Source organism: Mesorhizobium sp. M0317 (genome assembly GCF_040321555.1).
Lineage (GTDB): Bacteria > Pseudomonadota > Alphaproteobacteria > Rhizobiales > Rhizobiaceae > Mesorhizobium.
In genome coordinates this window covers 1-3,587 of sequence record NZ_JAMYRV010000090.1, presented here as the reverse complement: position 1 = coordinate 3,587, position 3,587 = coordinate 1, and the positions used below count along the sequence as shown (strand labels likewise).

At 60.6% G+C, this 3,587-nt stretch carries 1 protein-coding gene; it reads left to right on the top strand.

From position 1 onward, the window contains the following. Positions 1-8 precede the first annotated feature (8 nt). Positions 9-3,437, top strand: coding sequence for a beta strand repeat-containing protein (locus tag NKI88_RS31545; RefSeq protein WP_352659296.1), 3,429 nt, complete (start codon positions 9-11; stop codon positions 3,435-3,437). Positions 3,438-3,587 lie beyond the last annotated feature (150 nt).

The window sequence follows — 3,587 nt, the reverse complement described above, 5'->3', positions numbered from 1 at the left end:
CCGGATCCGTGACGCTGACCGGCTCGGTGGCGCAGATCAACACCACCTTGGCGGCGCTCAACAACGTCGTCTACAAGGGCGTTGCGGACTTCAACGGCGGCGACACGCTGACCGTCCTTACCAGCGATGCCGGCAATAGCGGATCGGGTGGAACCCTGACCGACAGCGACACGGTCGCGATCACCGTCAATACGGTCAACGACGCACCGGTCAATACGGTGCCTGGCGCGCAGTCGGTCAACGAGGACACGGCTCTCACCTTTACGGGCGGCAACACTATTTCCGTCCACGACGTGGATGGAAACCTGGCCACCGCCCAGCTGACGGTGCTGCACGGTACGTTGAACGCTAGCCTGACGGGCGGCGCCACGATCAGCTCCGGCGCCAACGGCAGCGCCACGCTGACCTTGTCCGGCACCGAGACGCAGATCAATGCCGCACTGGCAAGTCTGAGCTACCAGGGTGTGCTCAACTACAACGGCAGCGACACGCTGACAGTGGTCTCGACCGACAGCGCAGGCACGCCTTTGTCTGACACCGACCCGGTGGCGATCACGGTCAATCCAGTCAACGATGCGCCGGTCGCGACCGCGGACACCTACACAACCACGACCGGTACTATGTTCACTGCGTCACCAGGGCTGCTCGCCAACGATGTCGATCCAGACAGCTCGATCACGGCGGTTCAAGATTCAAGCCCTGCTAACGGAACTGTTACGTGGAACGCCAATGGGTTGTTCACATACACGTCCAATGCCGGGTTCGTCGGAACCGACAGCTTCACCTATCACGCATACGACGGATCGCTCTCTAGCAGTGTGGTAAATGTCACTATCATTGTTGCTAGCAGTATCAGCGGCCACACCATTGATTTTGGAAATGGGAAGGACGTAACTGCAAACTTCGTCAACACTACGTTTGACTTCAACTCACCTACTCCAGTCGGAAATTGGTCGATCCTCATGGGTAACGGAAAGGACGACGTCACGACTGCGTGGAATCATATCAACGGAACAACTAGCTACAACGGCGGAACCGGTACAGACCACATCACCTTGGTGTTCTCGGCTGCCCAGTTGGAAGAGATCTTGTCGAATGCGACCTTCGAGAGCGCTCTCCAAAGCTACCTGGACGGATCTCCGACCGGCACATTAGATCTGAGCGCATCAAGCTGGCGCGCAATTGTCACAAACTTCGAAAACGCCAACCTTGCTATCGCCCTGCCATCGGGTGGATCGACAACATACACAGCCATAGCCGACGATCTGCCTGATCTCAACGCTGGCGGGACTGCCCCTAAGACCCTAGTCGGGACCTCGGGCGGAGAAACCATCAACGGCAACAGTGGAAACGACATCCTCGTGGGGTTGGGTGGCGCCGACACGCTCAATGGCGGCGGCGGCTCTGATTTGCTTCTCGGAGGTAGCGGCAACGACATACTGATTGGTGGCATCGGCTCCGACCTGATGTCGGGCGGCGTAGGCCTTGATACGTTTGTCATCGCAACCGGCGAATCGGCAGTTGCGATTGGCGGCTCGGGAGGAAATGGGACCGTCTCCGGCTACGACGTCATCACTGACTTCGACGTGACAACCGACATTTTGGATTTGAACGGCACTCCGACCGCCGCCATCAATACGGCCGGCACCAACGGTACGGACTCTTTGTTGACGATTGGCGGTCAGACTGTGAAGTCGCATGCCATTTCGAACGGGATCATCACGTTCGATGATGCCAACACTTACTCGTTAGCACTATCTTTAACTTCGTCAAGTGACGTGGCGGCAGTTGTCCAATATCTGCGGGCGCAACTCGACGCTACCGACCTGGGAAACGCAGGCGCGACTGTCGCGTTTACTGCGACAATAGGCGGGATTTCGCATACCTTCATTTATCAACAGGTGAACAACACTGTAACCACTGCCAGCGACATATTGGTAGACATGCCCGGCGTTAGCGTGACGAACCTAAGCGCCCTGATAGTCGGCGGACATGTCCTACCGGCGGGCGTCGCTGGTTCGCCGATAAATCTCGGCTTGACAGAACCGGCAGGTGTCGACGGTGCCGCCGTGACATTGCAAGTCACCAATCTTCCGTCCGGCTGGCTCATTAATGGCGGAACGCAACTGAGCGACGATTCCTGGACGATACAGACGACCGACATGAGCTCGCTGTCCGTTACCACGCCTGCTGACTTCGTTGGGGCCGCGCTTCTCTATGTAGCGATGACGTGGACCAATGCCGATGGGACGACCGGTGCGTCCTTCGTCGCGGATAACGTTGAGGCCTTTGCGCCCGGAACACCGATCTATGCGGTGTCGAGCGACGACCACCTCACCGGCTCAGCGGGCTCAGACCTCTTCGTCTTCGGTCAGCCGATCGCGGCCGATACGCTGCACAATTTCGATGTGGCGGCGGACAGGATCGACCTGATCGGCTTTGCCGGCGTCAACGGGTTCGGCGATCTCGTTATCGCCGACGACAGCAGCGGAAATGCCGTCGTCACCATCAGTTCCGGAGAGACGATCACCGTGCAGGGCATCTCGGCCTCCGGGCTCGGCGCCGGCAACTTCCTCTTCAACCAGGAACCGGTCACCCATAATGCCGGCCCAATGTCGATCGCCGACGGCGCGATCATGCCGGTCGGCGGCGCGATCGACAACACAGGTACGATCGCGCTCAACGGTGCGGGCTCGACCACGCAACTTGAGGTGATCGCCAGCGGCATCACGCTGCACGGCGGCGGGCAGGTCGTGCTCTCCGACAGCGATGCAAATGTGATCTTCGGCACGGCTGCCGACGTCACCTTGACCAATGTCGACAACACCATCTCCGGCGCCGGCCAACTGGGCGGCGGTTCCCTGTCCCTCGACAACCTGGGCACGATCATCGCCACCGGCTCGCACGCGCTGGTCATCGATACTGGAGGCAGCACTGTCGTCAACTCGGGAACGCTGGAGGCGACGGGGTCGGGTGGCATGGAAATCAACGGTGCCGTCGCCAATTCCGGACTGATCTGGGCCAATGGCGGCGACGTCACGATAGGCGGTCAGGTTACCGGCGACGGCGATGCACTCATCGGAAACATGTCGCAGCTGGAGTTTCACGCTGCCTCTTCCGCCGACGTCATTTTCGGGGCGGATGCTGCCGGCACATTGCGGCTGGACGATTCATTCGATTTCAGCGGAAGCATCGCCGGGATCACCAATGATGACAAGGTAGACCTCGGCGATATCTGGTTCAGCACCGGAACATCGGCTGTCTATCATGCAAGCCAGGACGGCAGTGGAGGAACGCTGACCGTTTCGGATGGCACTCATGACGCCACGCTGCACCTGCTCGGCGCATACGATGCGGACAGCTTCACAGTTGCCGACGACGGCACTGGCCGGACCATGGTTGCATATAGTCCAGCGGACGACTTCCACTTCGTCTGACGTTGAAGGCCACAGGGCTCCAAACATGAAGCGGGGGGGGGGGGGGGGGGGGGGGCGCCCGGCCGACACCCCCAAGCGGGTCTGTCGCGGGCGGGGCGCGCGGGGGGGGGGCGGGGGGGGGGCGCGCGGCCGCGACCCCGCGCCGGGGGG